Source organism: Ancylobacter vacuolatus (assembly GCF_030813595.1).
Lineage (GTDB): Bacteria > Pseudomonadota > Alphaproteobacteria > Rhizobiales > Xanthobacteraceae > Ancylobacter > Ancylobacter vacuolatus.
The window spans coordinates 56,836-81,090 of sequence record NZ_JAUSUH010000011.1; the positions used below are offsets into that span (position 1 = coordinate 56,836).

24 protein-coding genes are annotated in these 24,255 nt (G+C 69.8%); 9 read left to right on the forward strand and 15 right to left on the reverse strand.

From position 1 onward, the window contains the following. Nucleotides 1–14: 14 nt before the first annotated feature. Together J2S76_RS19475 and J2S76_RS19480 are read right to left on the reverse strand one after the other, a co-directional pair. A complete protein-coding gene (locus J2S76_RS19475) occupies nt 15–629 on the reverse strand; it encodes a 2-hydroxychromene-2-carboxylate isomerase (protein WP_307063181.1) in 615 nt (204 codons plus the stop codon). A 143-nt stretch (nt 630–772) separates the two neighbouring features. After that, entirely contained in the window at nt 773–1,204 is a 432-nt protein-coding gene (locus J2S76_RS19480) for a MerR family transcriptional regulator (protein ID WP_307063183.1), read from the reverse strand. 488 nt (nt 1,205–1,692) lie between these two features. Here J2S76_RS19480 and J2S76_RS19485 point away from each other — a divergent pair, with 488 nt between their 5' ends. After that, the gene (locus J2S76_RS19485; RefSeq protein WP_307063185.1) at nt 1,693–3,993 is read left to right on the forward strand and encodes a hypothetical protein; all 2,301 of its coding nucleotides are present in this window, start codon (nt 1,693–1,695) and stop codon (nt 3,991–3,993) included. 18 nt (nt 3,994–4,011) lie between these two features. Here the strand turns inward: J2S76_RS19485 and pdeM are convergent, their stop codons facing one another. The 5 genes from pdeM to J2S76_RS19510 all read right to left on the reverse strand — a co-directional run bounded on the left by pdeM (nt 4,012) and on the right by J2S76_RS19510 (nt 9,428). Then, nucleotides 4,012–4,734 (reverse strand): ligase-associated DNA damage response endonuclease PdeM, encoded by a 723-nt coding sequence (gene pdeM, locus J2S76_RS19490; RefSeq protein WP_307063187.1) that lies wholly within the window; start codon nt 4,732–4,734, stop codon nt 4,012–4,014. Then, nucleotides 4,700–7,225 (reverse strand): ligase-associated DNA damage response DEXH box helicase, encoded by a 2,526-nt coding sequence (locus J2S76_RS19495; RefSeq protein WP_307063189.1) that lies wholly within the window; start codon nt 7,223–7,225, stop codon nt 4,700–4,702. Before J2S76_RS19495 ends, pdeM begins: the two co-directional genes overlap by 35 nt. Nucleotides 7,226–7,293: 68 nt before the next feature. Further along, nucleotides 7,294–7,761 carry a hypothetical protein gene (locus tag J2S76_RS19500; RefSeq protein WP_307063191.1) on the reverse strand — a complete coding sequence of 156 codons (468 nt, stop codon included), beginning with the start codon at nt 7,759–7,761 and terminating at the stop codon, nt 7,294–7,296. Continuing rightward, nucleotides 7,758–8,396 (reverse strand): GYF domain-containing protein, encoded by a 639-nt coding sequence (locus J2S76_RS19505; RefSeq protein WP_307063193.1) that lies wholly within the window; start codon nt 8,394–8,396, stop codon nt 7,758–7,760. Before J2S76_RS19505 ends, J2S76_RS19500 begins: the two co-directional genes overlap by 4 nt. A gap of 105 nt (nt 8,397–8,501) precedes the next feature. After that, a complete protein-coding gene (locus J2S76_RS19510) occupies nt 8,502–9,428 on the reverse strand; it encodes a class I SAM-dependent methyltransferase (RefSeq protein WP_307063195.1) in 927 nt (308 codons plus the stop codon). A gap of 51 nt (nt 9,429–9,479) precedes the next feature. Between J2S76_RS19510 and J2S76_RS19515 the strand changes: the two genes are divergently transcribed. From J2S76_RS19515 to J2S76_RS19530, 4 genes are read left to right on the forward strand one after another with little or no spacing between them, the layout of a single operon-like run. After that, a complete protein-coding gene (locus J2S76_RS19515) occupies nt 9,480–10,562 on the forward strand; it encodes a ligase-associated DNA damage response exonuclease (protein WP_307063197.1) in 1,083 nt (360 codons plus the stop codon). Next, nucleotides 10,559–12,265, forward strand: coding sequence for a cisplatin damage response ATP-dependent DNA ligase (locus J2S76_RS19520; protein WP_307063199.1), 1,707 nt, complete (start codon nt 10,559–10,561; stop codon nt 12,263–12,265). Before J2S76_RS19515 ends, J2S76_RS19520 begins: the two co-directional genes overlap by 4 nt. Nucleotides 12,266–12,268: 3 nt before the next feature. After that, on the forward strand, nt 12,269–12,538 hold the full coding sequence (locus J2S76_RS19525) for a DUF6460 domain-containing protein (protein WP_307063201.1): 270 nt from the start codon (nt 12,269–12,271) through the stop codon (nt 12,536–12,538). Nucleotides 12,539–12,542: 4 nt separating this feature from the next. Continuing rightward, the gene (locus J2S76_RS19530; protein ID WP_307063203.1) at nt 12,543–13,868 is read left to right on the forward strand and encodes an MATE family efflux transporter; all 1,326 of its coding nucleotides are present in this window, start codon (nt 12,543–12,545) and stop codon (nt 13,866–13,868) included. Here J2S76_RS19530 and J2S76_RS19535 read toward each other — a convergent pair. Genes J2S76_RS19535 through J2S76_RS19545 form a run of 3 tightly spaced genes read right to left on the reverse strand, consistent with a single transcriptional unit; the run spans nt 13,865 to nt 16,795 of the window. Further along, nucleotides 13,865–14,947: a quinone-dependent dihydroorotate dehydrogenase gene (locus tag J2S76_RS19535; protein WP_307063205.1), complete on the reverse strand. Its 1,083-nt coding sequence runs from the start codon at nt 14,945–14,947 to the stop codon at nt 13,865–13,867. The two genes, J2S76_RS19530 and J2S76_RS19535, sit on opposite strands and share 4 nt — an antisense overlap. Nucleotides 14,948–14,951: 4 nt before the next feature. Then, nucleotides 14,952–15,314, reverse strand: a complete 363-nt coding sequence (locus tag J2S76_RS19540; RefSeq protein ID WP_307063207.1) for a DUF952 domain-containing protein — start codon at nt 15,312–15,314, stop codon at nt 14,952–14,954. 35 nt (nt 15,315–15,349) lie between these two features. Further along, on the reverse strand, nt 15,350–16,795 hold the full coding sequence (locus J2S76_RS19545; protein ID WP_307063209.1) for a pyridoxal phosphate-dependent decarboxylase family protein: 1,446 nt from the start codon (nt 16,793–16,795) through the stop codon (nt 15,350–15,352). Nucleotides 16,796–16,952: 157 nt separating this feature from the next. Between J2S76_RS19545 and J2S76_RS19550 the strand changes: the two genes are divergently transcribed. Next, the gene (locus J2S76_RS19550; protein WP_307063211.1) at nt 16,953–17,579 is read left to right on the forward strand and encodes a S24 family peptidase; all 627 of its coding nucleotides are present in this window, start codon (nt 16,953–16,955) and stop codon (nt 17,577–17,579) included. A gap of 59 nt (nt 17,580–17,638) precedes the next feature. On the opposite strand, the gene J2S76_RS19555 is transcribed toward J2S76_RS19550, so the two are convergent. Further along, nucleotides 17,639–17,896, reverse strand: a complete 258-nt coding sequence (locus J2S76_RS19555) for a YMGG-like glycine zipper-containing protein (protein ID WP_307063213.1) — start codon at nt 17,894–17,896, stop codon at nt 17,639–17,641. 229 nt (nt 17,897–18,125) lie between these two features. Between J2S76_RS19555 and J2S76_RS19560 the strand changes: the two genes are divergently transcribed. Next, nucleotides 18,126–18,761 (forward strand): peroxiredoxin, encoded by a 636-nt coding sequence (locus J2S76_RS19560; RefSeq protein ID WP_307063215.1) that lies wholly within the window; start codon nt 18,126–18,128, stop codon nt 18,759–18,761. A 178-nt stretch (nt 18,762–18,939) separates the two neighbouring features. Here the strand turns inward: J2S76_RS19560 and J2S76_RS19565 are convergent, their stop codons facing one another. Genes J2S76_RS19565 through def form a run of 3 tightly spaced genes read right to left on the reverse strand, consistent with a single transcriptional unit; the run spans nt 18,940 to nt 20,909 of the window. After that, entirely contained in the window at nt 18,940–19,389 is a 450-nt protein-coding gene (locus J2S76_RS19565; protein ID WP_307063217.1) for a GNAT family N-acetyltransferase, read from the reverse strand. After that, nucleotides 19,386–20,303: a methionyl-tRNA formyltransferase gene (gene fmt / locus J2S76_RS19570; RefSeq protein ID WP_307063219.1), complete on the reverse strand. Its 918-nt coding sequence runs from the start codon at nt 20,301–20,303 to the stop codon at nt 19,386–19,388. The genes J2S76_RS19565 and fmt overlap by 4 nt, the downstream gene beginning before the upstream one ends. A 48-nt stretch (nt 20,304–20,351) precedes the next feature. Further along, nucleotides 20,352–20,909 (reverse strand): peptide deformylase, encoded by a 558-nt coding sequence (def, locus tag J2S76_RS19575; protein WP_307063222.1) that lies wholly within the window; start codon nt 20,907–20,909, stop codon nt 20,352–20,354. A gap of 110 nt (nt 20,910–21,019) precedes the next feature. Here def and J2S76_RS19580 point away from each other — a divergent pair, with 110 nt between their 5' ends. Beyond that, on the forward strand, nt 21,020–22,228 hold the full coding sequence (locus tag J2S76_RS19580) for a DNA recombination protein RmuC (protein WP_307063224.1): 1,209 nt from the start codon (nt 21,020–21,022) through the stop codon (nt 22,226–22,228). Between the two features lie 94 nt (nt 22,229–22,322). After that, complete coding sequence (locus tag J2S76_RS19585) at nt 22,323–23,222, forward strand: LysR family transcriptional regulator (RefSeq protein WP_307063226.1); 900 nt, start codon at nt 22,323–22,325, stop codon at nt 23,220–23,222. 45 nt (nt 23,223–23,267) lie between these two features. On the opposite strand, the gene J2S76_RS23200 is transcribed toward J2S76_RS19585, so the two are convergent. Beyond that, nucleotides 23,268–24,089, reverse strand: coding sequence for a class I SAM-dependent methyltransferase (locus J2S76_RS23200; protein ID WP_370874797.1), 822 nt, complete (start codon nt 24,087–24,089; stop codon nt 23,268–23,270). Nucleotides 24,090–24,255 lie beyond the last annotated feature (166 nt).

Consider the following 24,255-nt stretch of genomic DNA (forward strand, 5'->3'; position numbering starts at 1 on the left):
GGGCGCTCTCAGCGTCAAGGCGTGAAAGGCGCCCGCCCGCTGGTCAACGCACCGTCGAGCAGTTCGATCCGGTCCTGGCCCCAGAACACCTCGCCATCGAGCACATAGGCAGGCGAGCCGAACACGTCAGCCTCGATGGCGGCATCGTGATTGGCCTGGTAGATCGTCGCGGTGCGGTCCTGCGCCGCGGCCTCCAGCAGTTCGGCCGGCAGGCCGAGCTCCGCCAGCACGGCGGCCAAAGTCGCCGGCTCGGCCAGGTTTTCCTCGCGCTGCCAGACACCGGACATCATCCGCGCGGCCAACGGCCCCACATCATGCCCGGCGATCTGCGCCGCGATGATCAGCCGGTCGGCCGGCTTGGGATCGAACGGCCAATGGGCCGGCTTGATGTTGAGCTCGATCCCGCGCGCCTCGCGCCAGCGCTTGAGCTCCAGCAGCCGGTAGCGCTGCCGGGCCGGGTGGCGCTTGGCCAGCGGCAGCCCGCCGGTTTCGGCGAACAGATCGCCCAGCTGGACGGGTAGGAAATTCACCCGCGCGCCATGGCGGCGCGCCAGAGCGAGGAAAGGGTCATGGCCGATGAAGGCCCAGGGACTGACGACGGAGAAATAGTAGTCGATGGAACGGGACATGCGGGCACTCGGCAGAGCGGGTTGATCTGGACCTTGCCGCCCACGCTAAAGCACACTGGCGCCGGTGGGAATGCACACCCCACAAAAGCGAACGGCGCCCATTGGGGCGCCGCTCAAGGTTCGACGAGGAAGAGGATGAAAGCTCAGGCGGCGCTGCGGGCGGAGAAGGCGGCAACCATCTGGCGCAGTTCGCCAATGGCTTCCTCGATCTCGACCTTCTGCTGCTCCAGCAGGGCGAGCTGCTCGACGCATTTCTCGGCGGTGAGGGCGAGGCCGCCGGCCGGCACCGCGCTGCCTTCGCGCAGGGCGACCATGGCCTTGATCTCCGCCAGGGTGAAGCCGAGCTTCTTGCCCTTGAGGATGATGGCGAGGCGGGAGCGCTCGGCGGCGCTGTAGAGCCGGGTGAGGCCTTCGCGACGCGGGGCGAGCAGGCCCTTGTCCTCATAGAAGCGCAGGGCGCGCAGCGTCACGCCGAACTCGCGGGCGAGATCGCCAATGGTGAAAAAACCGCTCTCGCCTGACGAAGCGAGGGCGATGTCGGTGGTGCGTTCGGCCTCGTAGGAGGTGAAATCCATCTGGGCAACTCCGGGAAAACGACGGGTAACGCGACAGCGATGTTGCCCCACTCTCGCAGACAGGTTGCCGCAAGGGGAGAAAGTCACACCCGACGTTAGGGAAACTTACTGTTAAATGGAAATCTATCCGATTGATTTCATGTCGTTTTTTTGATTCCTCCTCTCGCCCTCCCCGCCCGCGCTAAGCGCCTCACGGCCGGTTTAGCCGGAGGTCTGGTCGCCCGCCGGCAGGGCGACGCGCCCCGCCGAGGCACGGGATGACCGCCCCGCCCGGCGCGCAGAGGGGCTACCCGCCGCCGGGGGCGGACCCGTGCGGCGTGGGGGTCGTTAACGCGCCCTTTACCAAGATTCGTAACAGTTGCGGCAGGCAGCCTCCCGCGGTCGCCGCGGTGATTCCTGCCGCCATTCGTGCCGGAGCGACGGAGACCAAGGTGAGGCAAGAGGCCCCTTCGACAACCGGACAGATCGCTCCCGAAGCGTGGCGTGCCATGGGCGAGGCGGCCCAGAGGGCTGGGCTGCCGCTCGACCAGTGGCTGCGCGGGCAGCTGATGGGCACCACCGCCGCCGGCACGCCGCCGGTCGGCATTGACGGGCTGAACAATTTGGCCGAGCTGCGGCGGCGCATTGAAGAACTCGCCGGCCAGATCGGCCGGACCGACCTTGCCGCCCCGGCCGAGCGTCCTGTCGCCTCCCCCCCGGCCGAGGCGCCCGCACCGCAGCCGCCAGCCCGCGTCGCGGCGCCGGAGAGGCCGCGCGCACCGTCTTCCACCGGCTCAGCCTATGCCGATGAACGGCTCGCCGCCGCAATGCGCGAGATCGACCAGCGGCTGGAGGCGCTTCAGCTCAGCCGCCGCCGCGTGGCGACGCCCGAAGAAGCCCCCAGCCCCGCCGCCATCGAGGCCGCCGTGGCCGAAATTGCCGCCCGCCAGAGCGAACTGGATCGCGACGGCCCGCGTCGGCGTGGCGAGAGCCCCACGAAACGGCACGAGCCCACGCCGCGGGAAGCTTTCACACCCGCCGCGCCGACGCTCGCCTCCTTCGTGCCCCCATCCTTTGAGCCCGAACCCCTCGTGCCGGAGGCGGCGGAGCGCCCGCCGGCCCCCTCCCCGGCGCCGCTGCCACAGGAGGCGCTCACCGCCCTCCAGCACGAACTGTCCAGCCTGCGGCAGGCCGTCGCTACCCTGGCGCCGCGCCAGGCGGTCGACGAGCTCCAGCGCGTGGTGCAGCAGCTGGTCGAGCGGGTCGAGCGCTCCGACACGCACGACGAGGGGCTGCGTGCCACGCTGGCCGCGCTGCGCGAGATGATCGGCGGTCTCCGGCTGCCCGAGCCGCCGGACCTGCTGCTCGGGCGCATCAGCGCGCTGGAACGCAAGATCGACATCGTCAATGCCAAGGTGGTGGACGGCGCCACCGTCGCCCGCCTGCAGGCGCAGATCAGCGAGATTCGCGAGCTGCTGGCGCGGGCGCTGTCGTCGGATTCGGTGCGGCTGCTGGCCGAGCAGGTATCGCTGCTCGCCAGCCGCGTGGCCGAGATGGCGGCAAACGAGGACGAGGCCCTCCGCACCGCCTTCGGTTCGCTGGAGCGGCGCATCGAGACGCTGTCGGACCGGATCGGCACGCCCTCTCCCCTGCCGCTCGACGACCTGCTGGGCCGCCTCGACGCCATCCAGAGCGATCTCGCCAGTGCCCGGCACGAGCTGCCCGCCGGCATGGAGACGCTGATCAGGGGCCTGTCCGAGCGCATCGAGCGCATCGAGCGGCCGCTGCCGCCGGTGGATGACGGCGCCCGCTTCGAGGCGCTCAGCCGGCAGATCGAGGAACTTTCGCGCCGGATCGGCGCCGGGATGAGCGAAGCCGGGCTCGGCGGCACGGAAGCCTCCCGCCCGCTTGCCAGCCAGCTTGCCGGCCAACTTGCCGGCATCGAGCGGGCGGTCAACGACCTGTTCATTCAGATGGAAGAGACGCGGGCGAGCCTGCTGGCGGCCTCCCGCCCTCGCCCGCCCTCCGGTTCCGGCGGCGAGCCCGACAGCGTCACCGCCCTCATCCGGCGAGAGATCGCCGCGCTGGAGGGAAGGCGCACGGCCGAGAAGCCGACGGAGCGTGGGTCCGTCTCCGCCGCCGCCGAAGCGGCGGTCGCGGCCGAGCTGGCCAGCCTCGCCGCCGCGCCTGCTGCGCCACGCCCGGCCGCACCGCACCCTGCCGCACCGCACCCGCTGAAGGCCGGCGCGGCGGCCGCGCAGGAGGTTGTGTTCACCCCGGCGCCGGCCTCGATCCCGAAGGCGTTCGAGCCGCAGCTGATGCGCGCCGCGCTGGAAGCGCTCAGCCGCACCTCCGCCGCAACCCGCCGCACCGTGGCACCGGTCGCCGAGATCGAGAGCGAAACCGCCGCCCCGGCGGCGCCGGACGCAGCGGGCGACAACGCCCCGCGCCGCACCGCCTTCATCGCCCAGGCCCGGCGCGCCGCAAGCCCGGCGGCGAGCCCCGTGGCCAGCCACGCCGCCAATCGGCCCCAGCCGGGCGCCCCGGTGGAACTGCGCAGCCATATCGGCACGCGCGCGGCCCCCCCGCCCGGCCGCTGGCTGGCGCGCATCCGCGCCACGCTGGTGATCGCGCTGTGCGGCTCGGCGCTGGCCTATGGCTCCTGGCACCTCGTGGCCCAGCTGCGGCAGGAGCAGCTGCGCGCCGCCGGCCCCGCCACGGTGCCGGGGCCCGAGGACATCACCGGCTCGGTCGGTGGCACCGCCCCGCGCGCCCCGGCCGCTCCGTCCAGCCTCTTCTTCTCGCGTTAAAGCGTGATCCGAGCCGGATCAGCGGTCCGGCAGGCAGGCATGGTGGGCGATGCGGTAGGTGCGCGCCGCCCCCACCAGATGCGCGTCGAACGCGCCGCCGAACAGGCCCGCCAGCGCCGCGTCGCGAATGTTCAGCCCGCCGGCATAGGCGCCGAGCGCCGGCATGACGAGGCGGCCCCCATCGGTGGCGAAGCAGCGCCGGCGCAGGCTGCGCCCGCGCAGCACCAGCCGCGCGACGGGATGGAAATGCCCGGCGATCTCGCCGTCCCCCGCCTCTGCGGCAGGCTCGTGGCGCAGCGTCAGCCGTCCGAGCTTGAGCTCCCCGGCATGCAGGCCGCCGATGTCCGGCATCGGCTCGGGATCGTGATTGCCGGCGATCCACACCATGTCGCGCCCGCGCCCCAGCAGGGCGAGGCTGGCGCGCTCCTCCGCGCCGAGCCGGCCGGCGCCGCCGCGATCATGGAAGCTGTCGCCCAGCGCGATCAGCGTGCGCGGCAGCCACCGCGCGACCATCCGTTCCAGCAGCGCAAGCGTGGCGCGGGTGTCGTAGGGCGGCAGCGGCACGCCGCGCGCGGCGAAGGCGGAGCCCTTTTCCAGATGCAGATCGGCGACGATCAGCGCCCGCTCGGCCGGCCACCACAGCGCGCCGGCCGGGTCGAGCACGAGGCGCGCGCCGGCGAGGCCGATCTCGCTCTCGCCCACACGCTCATCGGCGGGGCCCGCTGTCATCGTCGCCGGCACGCATCGCCTCCCTGATCAGTTCGTCCTCGGCCTCGGCCAGCAGCGCGTCGGACGCGCCGCCCGCGACCATCTCCCGGCCGATCTCCAGCATAACAGGCACCGCCAGCGGCGAGACGCGCGTCAAAGCGAGATGGTCGATTCGGCCCTTTACCCGCGTGAGCATGTCGGAGAGCCGGCGAATGTCCAAGAGCCCGGTCGCCGCATCCGCCCGCGCCGCGCGCAGCAGCACATGGCCCGGCTCGTGCCGGCGCAGCACGTCATAGACGAGGTCGGTCGACATCGTCACCTGGCGGGAGTTCTTCTCCTTGCCGGGAAAGCGCCGCTCGATCAGCCCGGCGATGACAGCGCACTGGCGGAAGGTGCGCTTCATCAAGGCGGATTCCGCCAGCCATTCCTCCAGATCGTCGCCCAGCATGTCGGCGTCGAACAGCGCGTCGAGCGAGAGGCGGCCCTGCGCGATCGCCAGCGACATGTCGGAGACGCCGTAGATGACAAGCGCATAGTCATTGGCCATGAAGCCCAGCGGGTGCAGCCCGGCGCGGTCCAGCCTTCGGGTCAGCAGCATGCCGAGCGTCTGGTGGGCGAGCCGTCCCTCGAACGGGTAGGCGACGAGATGGTAGCGGTCGCCGCGCGGAAAGGTCTCGACCAGCAGATCTTCCCGCCCCGGCAGGCGCGAGCGCAGCTTCTGCAGCTCCAGCCAGTCGCGCACCTGGCCCGGCAGGCTCTGCCATCGCTCGGGCTCGGAGAGCAGCGCCCGCACCCGCGCGGCGAGGAAGGTGGAGAGCGGGAACTTGCCGCCGGCATAGGAGGGCACCCGCGGCTCCTTGGCGCTGGTGCGGGCGACGCGGACCTCGTTCTCGTGGATGGTCAGATATTCCAGCACCTCGCCGGCGAAGACGAAGGTGTCGCCCGGGCTCATCGTCTCGACGAAATACTCCTCCACCTCGCCGAGCACCCGCCCGCCGAAGCGCGACTTGGCGCTGGCGAGCCGCACTTTCAGCATGGTGGATTCGACGATGGTGCCGACATTCAGCCGGTATTGCTGCGCCACCTGCGGGTTGGCGACGCGCCAGCGGCCGTCCTTCATCTGGCGGATGCGGGCGAAGCGCTCATAGGCGCGCAGCGCATAGCCGCCATTGGCATTGAACCCCACCACATCGTCGAAGTCGGCGCGGGCGAGGTCGGCATAGGGCTCGGCGGAGGTGACTTCCCGGTAAAGATCGTCGGCGTCGAACGGGGTGGCGCAGGCCATGCCGAGCACATGCTGCGCCAGCACGTCGAGCGCGCCGGAGCGCACCACCGCGCTGTCCTGCGCCCCCGCCCGCACCGCTTCCAGCGCGGCGCGACATTCCAGCACCTCGAAGCGGTTGGCCGGCACCAGAACCGCGCGGCTCGGCTCGTCCAGCCGGTGATTGGCGCGGCCGATGCGCTGCATCAGCCGCGAGGAGCCCTTCGGCGCGCCGACATTGACCACAAGGTCCACCGCGCCCCAGTCGATGCCGAGGTCGAGCGAGGAGGTGCACACCACCGCCTTCAGCTTGCCCTCGCCCATCGCCGCCTCCACCCGGCGGCGCTGCGAGACGTCGAGCGAGCCGTGATGCAGCGCGATCGGCAGGTTGGCGTCGTTGATGTGCCAGAGCTCCTGGAACAACAGTTCCGCCTGCATGCGGGTGTTGACGAAGACCAGCGTCGTGGTGTGCCGCGCGATCAGGCCGTAGATCTCTTTCAGCGAATGGCGCGCCGTATGCCCGGCCCAGGGCACATGGGCGGCGCTGTCGAGCATCGAAAGATCCGGCGCGGCGCCGGGATCGGCGATCACCAGCTCGCCCATTTCGCCGTTCCCGCGCTGCGGCACCAGCCAGCGGCGCAGCGTGTCCGGGTCGGCCACGGTGGCGGAGAGGCCGACCGTCTGCGCCATGGGGGCGATCGCGCGCAGCCGGGCGAGGCCGAGGCTCAGCAGATCGCCGCGCTTGGAGCCGGCAAGCGCATGGAGTTCGTCCAGCACGATGCGCTTCAGGTCCGCGAACAGCGGCTCGGCATCGTCGGAGGCCAGCAGCAGCGCGATCTGCTCCGGCGTGGTGAGCAATATGTCAGGCGGGTCGCGCCTCTGGCGCTGGCGGCGCGAGGCCGGGGTGTCGCCGGTGCGGGTCTCGATGCGGACGGCCAAGCCCATTTCCTGCGCCGGCCGTTCCAGATTGCGGGCGACATCGACGGCCAGCGCCTTCAGCGGCGAGATGTAGAGCGTGTGCAGGCCGGGCGGGCGGGCGCTGTTGCGCGGGGTGGGACGGCCGGCGAGCTCGACGAGGCTCGGCAGGAAGCCGGCCAGCGTCTTGCCCGCGCCGGTGGGGGCGATGAGCAGGGTGGAGCGGCCCGCGCGGGCCTGCGCCAGCAGTTCCAGCTGGTGCGCGCGCGGCGCCCAGCCCCTGCCGGCAAACCAGCTGCGGAACGGCTCGGGCAGAAGATCGTCGGGCGCGGCATCAATGTCAGGCACGGCAACAAGCTAATGCCTCGGCGCGCAATTGCGAGGGGGGGAGGCCGCGCCCGGCCCGCCGGCGACGGCTAGATATCGACGCCCTTGCCCGGCCCCGCCGGCAGCGCCGTTGGCGCGAGACGGTCGATGTGCGTCCACAGTGCCGTGGCGGCCGCGCCGATTTCCTGCGCGGCATAGTGCCAGACGATCAGGCTGAGCGCGATATTGAGTGCCGCCACCAGCGCCGGCCCTTGCCACGCCCGGTCATGCAGACGCTGCGGCTGCTGCGAGACCTTCAGCCCGATGATGGCCAAAGCGGCGATGGGCGGGCCGACCAGCAGCGGCACCCACGCCAGAATGCGGGCGATCTCCAGAAGGCTCAGGCTGCCGAGCGGCCGCCCGAGCAGCGTCGCCACGGCATTGCTGACGACCCCGCTGCCGGCGAGTTCGGCCACCGGGATGACCGCCCCGCAATTCTCGCACACCGTCGTGCGGGCGGCGATGCGGAACCCGCAGGCCGGGCAATGCAGGCTGGTGCGTAGGCGCTCGACGCTCAACGAAGGATCCCCGCGGCGAGATTGCGGAGATAGCGCTCGTTCATGGCCTTGGCGGTCTGGTAGGCGTCGATCCACGACCAGATGTTGATGATCCATCCGAGAAGCACGAACCAGAGCAGAATGCAGGCGAAGAACATGAGAATGCCCTTGCCGATCTGCCCATTATACAGCTGGCCCAGCCCGACGATGAGAATGGAGAGGATCAGCGCCGTGCCGGCGGATTTCGGCTTGGCGATGCCCGGATCGAGGATCACCACCTGCTGGGGGCGCGGCTCGCTGGTGATGTTGTTCGTCACCTGAACCACGGTGGCACCAGCCTCCGCCCGCACCGGACCCGCGGGCGGCGGGGCAGGCAGAGCGGCGCGGGGGAACAGCGAGACGAGCGCGGGGTCGTCGACCGCCCGGGTCCAGGTCTCCGCTCCCAGCCGCACCACCTGCGTCTCGGCACCGACCCGCTCCTCCTGGGTGAAGCCGCGCAGCTGGTGGCCGGTGAAGGGGCCGAACACCTGGCCGTCGAGATGGACATACCATTCGCCGTCGAGCGGGTGCGGCGGCGGCTTCGGCACCGCCGCGCCGAGGCCAGGCGCCGCCGGAGCGACGGGATGCGTGCCGGCCGGCTTGTTCTCATTGTCCATGCGTCCACCCCACCCTTTGGTACCATCATTCTGCGGGGCCGCGCGCGCGTCAACCAGAGGGGCAGGAGAGATGGGGGACATCTTGGGGTCGGCGTAGCGCGCCCCTCACCCCTCGCGCAGCGCCACCACCACGAGCCCGGCGACCGGCTGGTCCTTTTCCTTGCGCACCGACACCGGGTCCAGCGTCAGCGGCGTCAGCCCGGCGGCGATCAGGGTGGCGCGGACATAATCCCTTGCATGGGCGAAGCGCAGCGTGGCGCGCAGCAGCACGTCCTCGCCGTCATGGGTCTCGGTGGTGAAGGCGAGCAGCCCACCCGGCTCCAGCACGCGGCGGGTCTCGGTGAGGATGGGGCCGAGATCGTCGAGATAGCAGAAAGCGTCGCCGGCGAAGACCAGATCGACCTCGCGCGCCGGGCGCCCGCGCAGGAAGGCGACCATCTCGCCGGCCACCAGCGCGTCATAGATGCCCCGGCGCCTGGCATGGGCCACCATGTTGGGCGAGAGATCGACGCCCTCCATCATGCCGATGCGGTCGACGAGGCGGGCGCCGACCAGCCCGGTGCCGCAGCCGAGATCCAGCCCGTGCGCGAAGGCGTAGGGCCGGCGAAGGCGGGCGCAAGCATCGGCCAGCGCCGCGTCGATCACCTCCGGCCCGCGATAGTCGAGCCGGGCCAGCGCCGCCTCGAAGCGGTCGGCATATTGGTCGAACAACACCCGCACATAGGCCGGGCTCATGCCCGCCACCTCGCCCTCCAGCCGGGCGAGGCGCAGCGTGGCGCCCAGCGTGTCGGCGGGATCGAGGGCGAGCACTTCCTCGAAGGCGACGCGCGCGCCGGGCGTATCGCCGGCCGCCTCGCGCGCCTCGCCGAGCAGGAACCAGCCCGGCGCGTACTGGCCGGCGCGGGCCACCGCCTCGGTCAGAAGCTCGGCCGCGTCGGCGGCATTGCCCTCCTCCAGCAGGGCGCGCGCCCAGTCGATCCGGCGATCGACCGTGGGGTCGCCGGAGGAAAGAATGAGCCGGCCGGAGGCCATGGGCGGGATGTCTCGCGAAAAAGCTGGAGGGCGCCCTATATAGGTTCCACCATGCGCCCGGAAGAGCTTCTCCACACCACCCCACAGGGGCTTTATTCGCCGGCCGGCGACTTCTTCATCGACCCGACGCGGCCAGTGGCGCGGGCGCTGATCACCCATGGCCATTCCGACCATGCCCGCGCCGGCCATGGCGCCGTCATGGCGACGCGCCAGACGCTCGACATCATGGCCATCCGCTATGGCGAGGCCTTCGCCGGCACGGTGCAGGCGGCCGATTATGGCGCACGGATCGAGGTCAACGGCGTCGGCGTCGGCTTCCATCCCGCCGGCCATATTCTCGGCAGCGCGCAGATCGCGCTGGACTGGCGCGGCTGCACCATTGTCGCCTCCGGCGACTACAAGCCCGGCGCCGACCCCACCGCCCTGCCCTTCGCGCCGGTGCCCTGCCATGTCTTCATCTCCGAGGCGACCTTCGGCCTGCCGGTGTTCCGCCATCCCGCGCCGGCCGACGAGATCGCCAAGCTCATGAGCTCGCTGGCGCTGTTTCCCGAGCGGGCGCATCTGGTCGGCGCCTATGCGCTCGGCAAGGCGCAGCGGGTGATGGCGCTGCTGCGCGCCGCCGGGCACGACCGGCCGATCCTGCTGCACGGCGCCATGGAGAAGCTGACCGCCTATTACCGCACCCAGGGCATCGATCTCGGCGAGACCCGCCCCGCCCGCGACGCCGGCCCGGCTGAGCGCGCCGGGGCGGTGGTGCTGTGCCCGCCGGGCGCGTTGGCGGATGTGTGGTCGCGGCGCTTTCCCGATCCCGTCACCGCCTTCGCCTCGGGCTGGATGCGGATCCGCGCCCGCGCCCGGCAGAACGGCGTCGAGCTGCCGCTGATCCTTTCCGACCATGCCGACTGGGACGAATTGCAGGTCGCCATCCGCGCCACCGGCTGCGAGGAGCTGTGGGTCACGCATGGGCAGGAGGACGCGCTGGTGCACTGGGCGACGCAGGAAGGGCTCCGCGCCCGCCCGCTGCACATGGTCGGTTATGGCGAGGAAGAGGGCGAGGGCGCCACGCCGGACGCCCCCGCCGACGCGCCGGCCCCCGATGCTCCCGCTGGCGTCAACCCGGAGGTGGCGCCGTGAACCGCTTCGCCGCCTTGCTCGACCGCCTCGCCTATGAGCCGCGCCGCAATGGCAAGATCCGGCTCATCGCCGATTATTTCCGCCACACGCCCGACCCCGAGCGCGGCTGGGCGCTGGCGGCGCTCACCGGGGCGCTGTCCTTCCGCAATGCCAAGCCCGGCCTCATCCGCCAGCTCATCGGCGAGCGCACCGACCCGGTGCTGTTCGCCCTCTCCTATGATTATGTCGGCGACCTCTCGGAGACGGTGGCGCTGATGTGGCCGGCGCCGCACGGCCTCAACGACACCGAGCCGCCGTCGCTCGAAGCCATCGTCCACGCCTTCACCCATATGGGCCGCGCCGAGATGCCGGCGGTGCTGACCTCCCTGCTCGACCGGCTGGACGAGACCGGCCGCTGGGCGCTGCTGAAGCTCATCACCGGCGGCCTGCGCATCGGCGTCTCGGCGCGCCTCGCCAAGACCGCGGTGGCGGCGCTGGGCGACCACGCGCCGGATGCGATCGAGCTGGTCTGGCCGGGGCTGGCCCCGCCTTATGCGGAGTTGTTCGCCTGGGCCGAGGGGCATGGGCCGAAGCCCGAAACCGAAGACCCCGCCCCGTTCCGGCCGGTGATGCTCTCCCATCCCTTGGAGGAGGCGGATGTCGAAAAACTCGACCCGGCCGCTTTCCGCGCCGAATGGAAATGGGACGGCATCCGCGTGCAGGCGGCACGCGCCGCCGGGCCGGACGGGCGGCATGTGACGCGGCTCTACAGCCGCACCGGCGAGGATATCTCAGGCGCCTTCCCCGACCTTGCCGAGGCGCTGGCCTTCGACGGGGTGGTGGACGGCGAATTGCTGATCCTGCGCGAGGAACGGGTGCAGTCCTTCAACGTGCTGCAGCAGCGGCTGAACCGGAAGACCGTCTCGGCCAAGCTCATGCTGGAGTTCCCCGCCCATATCCGCGCCTACGACCTGCTGGTCGATGAGGGCGAGGATCTGCGCGAGCAGCCCTTCGACGCCCGCCGGGCGCGGCTGGAGGCGCTGATATCAGCCCATCCGGCGGAAGGACGGCTCGACCTCTCCCCGCTCGTGCCCTTCCCGAGCTGGGACGCGCTGGCGCAGGCCCGCGCCGACCCGGCCGCCCATGGTGCCGGCGCCGATGCCGAGGCGGTGGAAGGGGTGATGCTGAAGCGCGCCGACAGCCTCTATCTGCCCGGCCGCCCCAAGGGGCCGTGGTGGAAATGGAAGCGCGACCCGCACAGCGTCGATGCCGTGCTGATGTATGCCCAGCGCGGCCACGGCAAGCGCTCCTCCTATTATTCCGACTACACGTTCGGGGTGTGGACGGGAGAGACCTCCGGCACGGGCGAACTGGTGCCGGTCGGCAAGGCCTATTTCGGCTTCACCGATGCCGAGCTGATCGAGATCGACCGCTTCGTGCGCCGCCACACGGTGAACCGCTTCGGCCCGGTGCGCGAGGTGGTGCACACGCCGACCGAGGGGCTGGTGGTGGAAGTGGCGTTTGAGGGGCTGGCCCGCTCCACCCGCCACCGCTCCGGGCTCGCCATGCGGTTTCCCCGCATCGCCCGGTTGCGCTGGGACAAGCCTCCTGGCGAGGCCGACCGGCTGGAGACGCTGGAGAAGATGATCGGTGACGAAAGCCATGCTCCCCGCACGCCCGCCGCCGTGCTAGGGAAGCAGCGTTCGCCTGCCGGGGAAATGTGAGTCATGGCCGATAATCAGCTTGCCCGCTGGATGGGCGGTTCGCCCTTCTGGGTCCTCCTGCGGCTCATCGCGCTCTCGGTGGTGGTCGGCGTCATCCTCGCCGCGCTCGGGCTCGACCCGTTCAACATTCTCTCCAGCATTGAGAGCCTGCTGCGGCATCTGTTCAATTTCAGCTTCGAGGCGATCGAGCGGCTGTGGCGCTATTTCGTCCTCGGCGCCGTGATCGTGATCCCGCTCTGGCTGATCCTGCGCATCGCCAGCCGCGGCCGCTGATCCCGTGAACGTCACGGTCGCTGGCCGGGTCGAAGTCACGTCCCGGCGCTTCCTCGCCATCGCGCTGCCGGCGACGCTGGCGCAGATGACCACGCCCGTGCTCGGGCTGGTCGCGACAGGCGCCATCGGCCGGCTGGGCGATGCGGTGCTGCTCGGCGCCGTGGCGCTGGGCGCGCTGCTGTTCGATTTCGCCTTCTGGATCTTCGGCTCGATCCGCATGGGCACGGCCGGCCTCACCGCGCAGGCGCTGGGGCGCGGCGAGAGCGTGGAGCTGCGCGCCGTGCTGATCCGGGCGCTGCTGATCTCAGCCGCCATCGGCCTTGTCCTCATCGTGCTGCACGCCCCGCTCGCCGACCTCGCCTTTCTCGGCATGGGCGCCAGCGAGGGGGTGCGGAGCGCGGCGACGGTCTATTTCTCCATCCGCATCCTGTCAGCGCCCTTCGCCATCGGCAATTTCGCCGTGCTCGGCTGGCTGGTCGGCATCGCCCGCACCGATATCGGCCTCGGCCTGCAGATCCTGATCGCCGCCGTGAATGCCGTGGCGACGTTGCTGCTGGTGCTGTGGTGGGATTTCGGCATTGCCGGCGCGGCCATCGCCAATGTGCTGGCGGAGATCACCGGCACGGCGTTCGGCCTCCTCGCCGCCGCCCGGCTAGTGGGGCGCGACTGGCGCGTGCCGTGGCGCACGGTGATCGCCCGCGCCCGGCTGATCGAGACGGTGGCGGTGAACCGCGACATCATGATCCGCACCGCGCTGATCATGAGCGTGATCCTGTTCTTCACCGCGCAGGGGGCGCGGCATGACGACGTGACGCTCGCCGCCAATGCGGTGCTCTACAACATCGTCATGGTCTCGGCCTTTTTCCTCGATGGCTTCTCCACCGCCGCCGAGCAGATCTGCGGCCAGAGCGTCGGGGCGAAGGACCGTGCGGGCTTCCGCCGCGCGGTGCGGCTGGTGCTGTTCTGGGGCTTCGGCTTCGCCGCGCCGGCCACCGCGCTTCTGCTGGTCGGCGGCGGGCCGCTGATCGACCTGCTGTCAGCGAATGAACAGGTGCGCGAGGTCGGCCGCGCCTTCCTGCCGCTGGCGGCGCTCACCCCGCTGCTCGGCGTCGCCGCCTTCGCCTATGACGGCATCTATGCCGGCGCCACCTGGGCTCGCGACATGCGCAACATGATGATCCCGGCGGTGGCGCTGTTCTTCCTCGCCTGGTGGCTGACGCTGCCGCTTGGCAATAGCGGCCTGTGGCTCGCCTATCTCACCTTCATCGCCGGGCGCGGGGTGTTTCTCGCGCTGCGGCTGCCGGCGCTGGAGCGGGGCACCTTCGGCTAACCCGGGAACGGCGCCGCCACCAGCTCGCGCGCGCGACGCCCGGTAAGCGCCGTGAGCGTGGTGTTCTCGCGCGTGAGCTTTACCTGCAGGCCCTGCTTGATCTTGTCCACCAGGCCCAGCCCCTCATAGACCAGCCCGGAATAGAGCTGGATCAGGCTCGCCCCGGCCTCGATCTTGGCCAGCGCTGTGGCGGCGCTGTCGATGCCGCCGACGCCGATGAGCGGGAAGGCGCCGTCCACACGCACATAGGTCTCGGCCAGCATGCGGGTGGAGAGGGCAAAGAGCGGCCGGCCCGAGAGACCGCCGGTCTCGCCCTTGAAGGGCGAGCGCAGGCTCGGGGGGCGGGAGAGTGTGGTGTTGGAGACGATCAACCCGTCGATCCGCCGCCGCCGCGCCACACTCACCACGCCGTCGAGATGCGGCAAAGCCAGATCGGGCGCGATCTTCAGCAGCAGCGGCACGCCGGGCGCGGCCTCATCACGCGCCGCGATCACCCGCGCCAGCAGCTCGTCGAGCGCGTGCTCCTCCTGCAGGTCGCGCAGGCCCGGCGTGTTGGGCGAGGAGACATTGGCGGTGAAATAGCCCGCCACCCCGGCAAAGGCGCGGATGCCGGAGACGTAATCGGCGGCACGGTCGGTGGAATCCTTGTTGGCCCCGACATTCACCCCGACGATCCCCGGCGCCCCGCGCTTTGTGCGGGCGGTGAGGCGGGAAAGCGCCGGGCCATGGCCGCCGCTGTTGAAGCCATAGCGGTTGATCACCGCGCGGTCCTCGACCAGGCGGAAATTGCGCGGGCGCGGATTGCCGGGCTGCGGGCGCGGGGTGATCGTTCCCACCTCGACGAAGCCGAAACCGGCGCCGAGCATCGCGTCCGGCACTTCCGCCTCCTTGTCGAACCCCGCCGCCAGCCCCACCGGGTTGGCAAAGGCGAGGCCGAAGGCCGAAACGTTGAGGCGTGAATCGTCCACCGGCGCCGCGCGCGGCGGCAGGCAGGCGAGCGCGCGCAGGGACAGGCCGTGCGCGGTCTCCGGGTCCAGCATCCGGGCGAAGGGAAGGGCGAGGTCGAGCAGGCGGCTCATGGGATCAACCTTCCAGCGCGGGGAACACATGCCGCCCGTGCGAGCCGAGCGGCAGGTCTCGCACATAGGCCACGGCGTCGAGGGCCAGAGGGCCGTAGAGATGGGGGAACAGGTCGCCGCCGCGCGAGGGCTCCCAGCGCAGCCGCGCCGGATCGAGCCGCTCGGTGCGGATCGCGACCAGCAGCAGATCGTCCTGCCCGGCAAAATGCTTCGCGGCGGTCTCCGCCACCTGCCCGGCGGTGGAGAAATGGATGAAGCCATCCGCCACATCCACCGGCGCGCCGTCGAACCGTCCGGCGCTCTCGGCCGCCTGCCAGAGCGTGCGCGGCGCGATCTTGTAGATGAGGCTTGCCTGCGCTGCCGCCATGTCCATCTCCCCCCGCTTTGCCGTCGGGGTCCGTCCTACAGGGCCCCGGCCGCACTGGCAACGCGGCGCCAGGCGTGGATGATCGCCTGCGCCGAGAGGCGGATATCGTCATCGGTGGTCGAGCCGCCGATCACCGACAGCCGCAGGATCCAGCGCCCCCGCCAGGAAGCCCCGGCGGCGAAGCAGGTGCCCTCCTCCTGCACCGCCGCGAGGGTGGCGCGGGTCAGCGCATCGCCGGCGCCCTCGTCCGCCGCACCGCCGAAGCGCACCGCCACCTGGTTCAGCACCACCTCGTTCAGCACCATGACGCCCGGTTCCTGCGCCAGCAGGTCCGCCAGCCGCCGCGCCTGCGCGCAATGGCGCTCGACCATGGCGGCGATGCCGGTGCGGCCGAAATGGCGCAGCAGTGCCCAGGTGGCGAAGCCGCGGGCCCGGCGCGACAGCTCCGGCACGTAATGGGAAGGGTCGCGCTCATGCTCGCTCACCGGCGGCAGATAGCTCGCCGCGATCGTCATCGCCCGGCGATGGGCGCCCGCATTGCGCACGATGGCATAGCCGCAATCGAACGGCGTCTGCAGCCATTTATGGCCGTCGGTGGCCCAGGAATCCGCGCCCTCGACGCCGTTCGCGAGGGGCGCGCGTGTGGGGCAGGCCCGCGCCCACAGGCCGAAGGCGCCATCCACATGCACCCAGCCGCCGCGCGCATGGGCCAGAGGGACGATCCGCTCATGCGCATCGGTGGCGCCGCTATGAATGTGCCCGGCCTGCGTCACCACGATCAGCGGCGCGCCCTCGGGCACGTCGCGCGCCAGTCTCTCCGCGAAGGCATCCGGCTCCATGACGCCCTGCGCGTCGGCCGGCACGCGGATCAGGCTCGCCTTGCCGAAGCCGAGATACTGCAGGGCGGAAAACACGCTGGCATGGGCCTCTTCGCCGATCAGCACCCGCACCGGCGGGGCGCCGAACAGGCCCTGCGCCTCCACATCCCACCCCGCCCGCGCCAGCACCTCGCCGCGCGCGGCGGCGAGGGCGACGAAGCTCGCCATGGTGGCGCCGGTGACGAAACCGACCGAGCTTTCCGCCGGCAGGCGCAGCACTTCCAGCAGCCAGCGCGCCGCCACGGTCTCGGCAGCGGCGGCGGCGGGCGCGGCGAAGTGATTGGCGGTGTTCTGGCCCCAGGCAGCGGTCAGCCAGTCCGCCGCGACACCGACCGGGTGGGAATTGCCGATGACCCAGCCGAAGAAGCGCGGCCCGGTGGCGGCGTGCAGGCCCGGCTCTGCCCGCGCCACCAGTGCCGCCAGAACGTCCGGTGCCGCCTCGCCCTCCTCGGGCAGTGGGTCGTCGAAGGCGGCGACGCAGGCGGCATAGCCCGCCTCGGCGCGCTGGTGCGCCGGCAGCGCCGTGCGATAGGCAATGGCTTGGTGCGCCGCCGCCAGCAGCAGCCGCTCCGTGTCATCGTCTGGCGCGTCGTCGCGTGTCATCCCGGCCCCTGCCCCGAAAGGGCAGCCATCCTAGGCAGCACGCGCGCCCTGTCCAGCGCCGGGCAAGGACGGCGCGCAAAGGGCCGCGCAGCGGCTGGACAGCGGCAAGAATAGGGTATAATTCCTATCCATCCGATAAAATTCCGAGCGGCGAATCATGCTGAGCCACGCGCATATCTGGCGCGCCCTGGACACGCTGGCGGAGCGGCTGGGCCTCAGCGCCTCGGCGCTGGCCCGCCGCGCCGGGCTGGACGCTACAACCTTCAACCGCTCCAAGCGCGAGGCGCCGGACGGGCGGCCGCGCTGGCCCTCCACCGAGAGCATCGCCAAGGTGCTGGCCGCCACCGGCACCAGCCTCGACGAGTTCATGGCGCTGATGGACGGCGCGGGAAGCGGGCGCCGCGCCATCCCGCTGATCGGCTTCGCGCAGGCGGGCGAAGGCGGCTTTTTCGACGATGCCGGCTTCCCGGTCGGCGGCGCCTGGGACGAGATCGCCTTTCCCAATGTCGGCGACGAACACGCCTATGCCTTGGAGATATCAGGCGATTCCATGCTGCCGCTGTACCGCGACGGCGATATTGTGGTAGTCTCGCCGGCAGCGCCGATCCGGCGCGGCGACCGGGTGGTGGTGAAGACCCGCGAGGGTGAGGTGCTGGCCAAGGAGCTGAAGCGCCAGACCGCCAAGACCGTGGAACTGCGCTCGCTCAACCCTGAGCATCCCGACCGGCTGTTGCAGGACGGCGAGATCGCCTGGATCGCCCGCGTGCTATGGGCGAGCCAATAGCCGCGCAAGAAAACGGCCCCGCTGGGGGGCCGTCTCTCGAAATTGTCTGTCGCCTGCGGTCAGCAGCGCACCGCCACGCGGCGGCCATAGCGATCATAGGCGTAGCAGTCGCCGGGCGAGGTCGCCGCGCCGATCAGCGCGCCGGTGCCGGCACCCACGCCCGCCCCGATCGCCGCGCCGGTGCCGCCGCCGGCGATGCCGCCGATCACAGCTCCCGTGCCGCCGCCGATCAGCGCGCCGCCGGCCGCGCGGCGTTCGGTGGTGGTGCAAGCAGCGATGCTGAGCGTGGCCAGCGAAAGCACAACGATCTTGAGCATGATCCCTCTCCTTTTGAGCATGCCGGACCTGCCCAGCAGATCACGACGGCAATTCCCCGATGTCGACGGCGCCCCGCGCCACCGCGTCGGCTGCGGCGGAGCACTTAGGGGGTAACGTGTTCTGCGCCTGCCAGTTCCACTGTCATGGAGTATGAGTAGGATCACGCTTCCAAAACGCCGTCGCGCCGATTATGCTATAAAAATAATAGATTTCTCACGGGAGTTCGTCATGACCATCCGCCTTGGGGACGTCGTTCCCGATTTCACCGCCGAGACCACCGAGGGCCCGATCCGCTTTCATGAATGGCTCGGCGATTCATGGGGCGTGCTGTTCTCGCACCCGAAGAACTTCACCCCGGTCTGCACCACCGAGCTCGGGCAGGTGGCACGGCTGAAGCCGGAATTCGACCGCCGCCATGTGAAGGTGATCGGCCTCTCGGTCGATCCGCTCGACGCGCACGCCAAATGGGCGGAAGACATCGCCGAGACGCAGGGCTACGCCCCCAATTTCCCGCTGATCGCCGACCCGGACCGCACCGTCTCGGGCCTGTACGACATGATCCACCCCAACGCCTCCGACACGATGACGGTGCGCTCGGTGTTCGTCGTCGGGCCGGACAAGAAGCTGAAGCTCTCCCTCACCTACCCCGCCAGCGCCGGGCGCAATTTCGACGAGATATTGCGGGTGATCGACTCGCTCCAGCTCACCGCCCAGCATGCCGTGGCGACGCCGGCGAACTGGAAGGACGGCGAGGACGTGATCATCGTCCCCTCGGTCAGCGACGAGGCGGCGAAGGAGAAGTTTCCCGGCGGCTGGAAGACGCTCAAGCCCTATCTGCGCATGGTCCCGCAGCCGGGGAAATGAGGGCGGCCGCCTCTTGCGAGAGGCACCGTCTTCCCGCCGGAACAACGTCATCCCCGGGCTTGACCCGGGGAGCCACGAACGTCGGGTCAAGCCCGGCCATGACGGCGTGAGGCGGTGTCACGCGATCCCGGATCGGCCTTGCGGCCGTCCGGGATGACGGTGCCGTGCGGCACCCCCCTCAGGGCGCCAGCGGCTTGCGGTACTGGATGAAACCGGTGCGCTCGGCCACGCTATTATAGAGCCGCTGCGCCGTCAGGTTGGTCTCGTGGGTGAGCCAGTAGACCTTCGGGCTGCCCTTGGCCGTGGCGTCGGCCGCGACATGCTCGATCAGCCGGCGGCCGAGGCCCTGCCCGCGCTGGCTCGCGTCGACATACAGGTCGTTGAGGTAGCACACCTCGCCCACCGTCCAGGTGGAGCAGTGGAACAGCCAGTGCGCCAGCCCCACGGCCTGCCCACCGGCATCGAAGGCCAGCGCGCCATGCACCGGCTCGGCAGGGTCGAGCAGGCGCTGCCACGTCGTCTGCGTCACCTCGTCCGGCAGCGTCGCCTCATAGAAGACGAGATAGGCCTGCCAGAGCGGCAGCCAGAGAGCATGATCGTCCGGGTTAAGCGCGCGTATCTCTGTCATGTCACCACCATGCCCGCGGCGAGATCGCTGCCGCGTAAGAACTCATCCGCCGCCATCGCCCGGCTGCCGGCCTTCTGGACCTCGACCAGCCGCACCGCCCCCGCCCCGCAGGCGATGGTGAGCGCCGCGTCCAGCAGCGTGCCGGGCGCGCCTGTTCCCTCGACACGTGTCGAGCGCAGCACCTTCACCCGCGTGCCGGCGAGATCAAACCACGCGCCGGGGAAGGGCGAAAGGCCGCGAATATGGTCGTGCACCGCCTGCGCCGGCCTTGCCCAGTCAATCCGGGTCTCGCCCTTGTCGATCTTGGCGGCATAGGTCACGCCCTCGGTCGGCTGCGGCGTGAAGGAGAGCGCCCCGCGCTCCAGCGCCGCCAGCGCCCGGCCCATCAGGTCGCCGCCGACGATCATCAGCCGGTCGTGCAGCTCGCCCGCCGTCATGTCAGGCCCGATGGTGACGCGCTCCACCAGCCCGACCGGCCCGGTGTCGAGCCCGGCCTCCATCTTCATCACGGCGACGCCGGTCTCGGCATCGCCGGCCATGATGGCGCGCTGGATCGGCGCGGCGCCGCGCCAGCGCGGCAGCAGCGAGGCGTGCAGGTTGAGGCAGCCCAGCGCCGGCAGATCGAGAATCTCCTGCGGCAGGATACGCCCATAGGCGACCACCACGGCGGCGTCCGCCTCATGCGCGGCGAAGGTCTCGGCCGCCTCCTGCGTGCGCAAGGTCGACGGGGTCAGCACCGGAATGCCGAGCCGCTCGGCCGCGCGGTGCACCGGCGAGGGCACCAGATCGAGCCCGCGCCGCCCGGCCGGCGCCGGGGCGCGCGTATAGGCCGCCACCACCTCGTGGCCGGCGCCGACGATCTCGACCAGCGTGGAAACCGCGAAATCGGGCGTGCCCATGAAGACGATGCGCATGCGGCTCTCCGCTGGAATGTGGAAACGAAGCGTCGCGAGCGGCGGGGGTCAGTCCCCGACCCGCTCCTTCTTCGCCAGCTTGGTGAACTTGGTGATCACCCGGTCGCGCTTGAGCTTGGAGATATGGTCGATGAACAGCACGCCGTTGAGATGGTCGATCTCGTGCTGCACGCAGGTGGCGAGCAGGCCATCGGCGTCGATTTCCTGCGTCTCGCCATTGAGGTCCATATAGCGGACCTTCACCCGCGCCGGGCGTTCGACATCGGCGTAATATTCCGGGATCGACAGGCAGCCCTCGGAATAGACCGACAATTCCTGCGACGAGGCGATGATTTCCGGGTTGATCAGCGCCAGCGGGTGCTTTTCGCGCTCGGCCTCCTCGTCGTCGGCGCCTTCGGCCCTGGCTTCGCGCGGGCCGACATCGACGGTGACGATGCGTTCGGGAATGCCGACCTGGATCGCCGCCAGCCCGATGCCGGGCGCGTCATACATGGTCTCGAACATGTCCTCGACGATCGCGCGCACGCGCGCATCCACCCGCACGATCGGATCGGAGAGCTGGCGCAGGCGGGTATCGGGGAGGATCACGAGCGGACGTATCGACATGCCGTCCAGATAATCGCTGGCCGAGCTTCGGTCAACGGAACGAATGCACGGTTCCGGCGGGATGTTCACTCTACGTTCGCGTGCCGTGTCGAATCTGCTAGAAGCGGATCATGGATCAGGTTCTGTTCGTCATCGGCGCGCAGCCCGTGACGCTGGCGCAACTGCTGGCCGGCGCGGGCGCGCTCGCCTTTCTGCTGCTGGTGGCGGTGCTGCGCGCGGTCTCCCGCAGCGCCCGGCAGAACGCCGCCGAGGCGGACGAGCAGGCGCGCCGCGCCGAGGAGCTGGAGGAACGCCTCGCCGACCTCGCCCGCACGCAGGCGGAAACCATCGGCCGGGTGCAGTCCATGGCCGAAGTTCTGGCGCACCGGCAGGGCGAACTCGCCCGCGCGGTGGCGGAACGCCTCGACGCCTCCTCCCACCGCATGGGCGAAAGCCTGGCGCGGGCCAGCGAGGCGACGCATGAAAACCTCGCCCGGCTCAATGATCGCCTCGCCATCGTCGACCAGGCGCGGGCCAGCCTTGGCGAACTCTCGGGGCAGGTGATGAGCCTGCGCGAGACCCTCTCCAACAAGCAGGCGCGCGGCGCCTTCGGCGAGGGCCGGCTGCAGGCGATCATCGCCGACGCGCTGCCGCGCGACAGCTTCGCCTTCCAGCACACGCTGGGCAACGGAAGGCGCGCCGATTGCGCGATCTTCCTGCCCGGCGACAAGCGTCCACTGCTGGTCGATTCCAAATTTCCGCTGGAGGCGATCACCGCCTTTCGCGAGGCGCAGACGCCGGAGGCCCGCAAGCCGGCCGAAGCGCGGCTGAAGGGCGATGTCGGCCGGCATGTGAAGGACATTGCCGAGCGCTACCTCGTCAGCGGCGAGACGCAGGACGTGGCGCTGATGTTCGTGCCGTCGGAATCGGTCTATGGCGAGCTGCACGAGCATTTCGACGACATCATCCAGCAGGCGTTCCGCGCCCGCGTCATCCTCGTCTCGCCCTCGCTGCTGATGCTGGCGGTGCAGGTGGTGCAGTCCATCTGCAAAGATGCCCGCATGCGCGAGCAGGCCGACCTCATCCGCGCGGAATGCGGCAAGCTGGTCGCCGATGTGGTCCGGCTGCGCGAGCGGGTCGGCAATCTGCAGCGGCATTTCGGCCAGATGAACGAGGATGTGGCGCAGGCGCTGACCTCCGCCGACAAGATCGCCAAGCGCGGCGAGCGGATCGAGCAGCTCGAATTCGAGGCGGATGGGCCGGCCGGCGATCCCGGGCTGGCGGAGTTGCTGCCGACCCTCCCGCTTTCCACATCTTCGTTACGCGGCGCGGCGGAATAGCGCGCCGGTCTTTAATCCGTCCAATTCGCAAGGACTGGCTTTTCTGATAGTTTGATAGAACGTTTCTATCGTTACGTCTCAGAAAGCCTCCCGCGTGATCGACCGTTTCGAACTTCTGCTCGCCCTCGCCAAGGAGCGCCATTTCGGCCGCGCCGCCGAGTCCTGCGGCGTCACCCAGCCCACCCTCTCGGCCGGCCTCAAGCAGCTTGAGGAGCAGTTGGGCGTGCGCCTGGTCGAGCGCGGCTCGCGCTTCATCGGCTTCACCCCGGAAGGCGAGCGGGCGCTGCAATGGGCGCGGCGGGTCATTGGCGATGTGCGCGCCATGCGGCAGGAAATCGCCGGCATGCGCAAGGGGCTTTCCGGCCATCTGCGCATCGCCGCCATTCCCACCGCCATGCCGATGCTGTCGGAACTCACCACGCCATTCCATGCCAAGCATGCCGATGTGCGCTTCACCCTCATTTCCGCCTCCTCCAACGAGGTGCTGCGGCTGATCGAGAATCTGGAGGCCGATGCCGGCATCACCTATCTCGACAATGACCCGCTCGGCCGGCTGAAGACCGTGCCGCTCTACAAGGAGGGGTACCGCTTCCTCACCTCCGTCGACGCCCCGCTGGGCGACCGGGCCAAGGTGACGTGGGAAGATGTCGCGCAGGTGCCACTCTGCCTGCTCACCCCCGACATGCAGAACCGGCGGATCGTCGACAAGCAGCTCGCCGAGGCGGGCCACGCGACGATTCCCATGCTGGAGGCCAATTCCACCATCGCGCTGCTCTCGCATGTGCGGACCGGCAAATGGGCGAGCGTGGTGGCCAACACGCTGGCGGACGTGTTCGCCTTTCCCCCCAGCATCCGCTCCATCCCGATCGAGGGGCCGGAGGTGCTGCACCAGATGGGCCTCGTCGTGCTCGACCGCGAGCCGATGACGCCGATCGTCGCTGCCCTGCTCACCGAGGCCCGCGCCGTCGCTCCGGGACTGACCGAGCGGATCTGACGCGCGCCGCCGCGCAGGGCGACACCGGAGGGCGCTCCGATCCGCTCACGCCCTGCGCCGCGGCGCCTCCGGGCCGATCTGGGAAGCGACCGGCGGATAGACCGGCCCTTTCTCAAGTATCACCAGCGAGTCGTGGACGTGAATGCCAGTGCAGCGCTCGCTCACCGCCGGATGGATCACCCCGTGCCGATGATACCAGCGGTGCATGTCGGCGATGACCTCGCCGACATAGCGAAAGAAATTGCGCCGGCTGCGATAGCCTCCGCCAAAGTCGCGCCAATAGGCGGTGTGCAGGTCCTCGATCATATAGAGCCCGCCGTCGGACAAACGGCCGAAAAGCGTCTCCAGCGTCACACGCAGATGGCTCATCCGGTGGCTGCCATCGTCGAGCACGATGTCGACGCCGCCCATCTCGTCGACGACGGATTTCAGGAAGGCCGTGTCATCCTGCGACCCGATCCGGACCGCCCCGGCGACTCCGTCATACTTGATGCATTCGGGGTCAATATCGATGCCGTAGATGATGGCGTCAGGGCCGAAATACTTACGCCACATCTGCAAGCTTCCGCCCTTGCTGACGCCTATCTCCAGAAATCTTACTCTACTCCCTCGAAACGGGGAAAAATATCTATCGTATAATGGAATGTAATGATGCCACTTATGAACAACACCCGCTTCATTATCTGAGAAATATCTCAGCAAATCCCCTTTATAATCATATTTACGTGCAATATCATTGTGAACATCTTCCACGTCCGTATAAGAAAATTCATAAGCACTTATTTCACTAGGAAATCTCTTCCGTTTCCACTGAACAATGACATCTGGAATAAAAGGCCTAATTTTCGCCCTGACACTCATATGCATTTACCTTCACCGACGCCCTCATGGACCACCATCCTACACGCGCGTGGGCTGGCAAACAGACAGATCGCCACATCTGGCGGAGGCCCGGCTCACTCTCCTGCAGCGCGGGCGGAACTGTCGCCGGTCTGAACGGTTTACCCCGCGACGCGGCGCATGCCGCGAAACG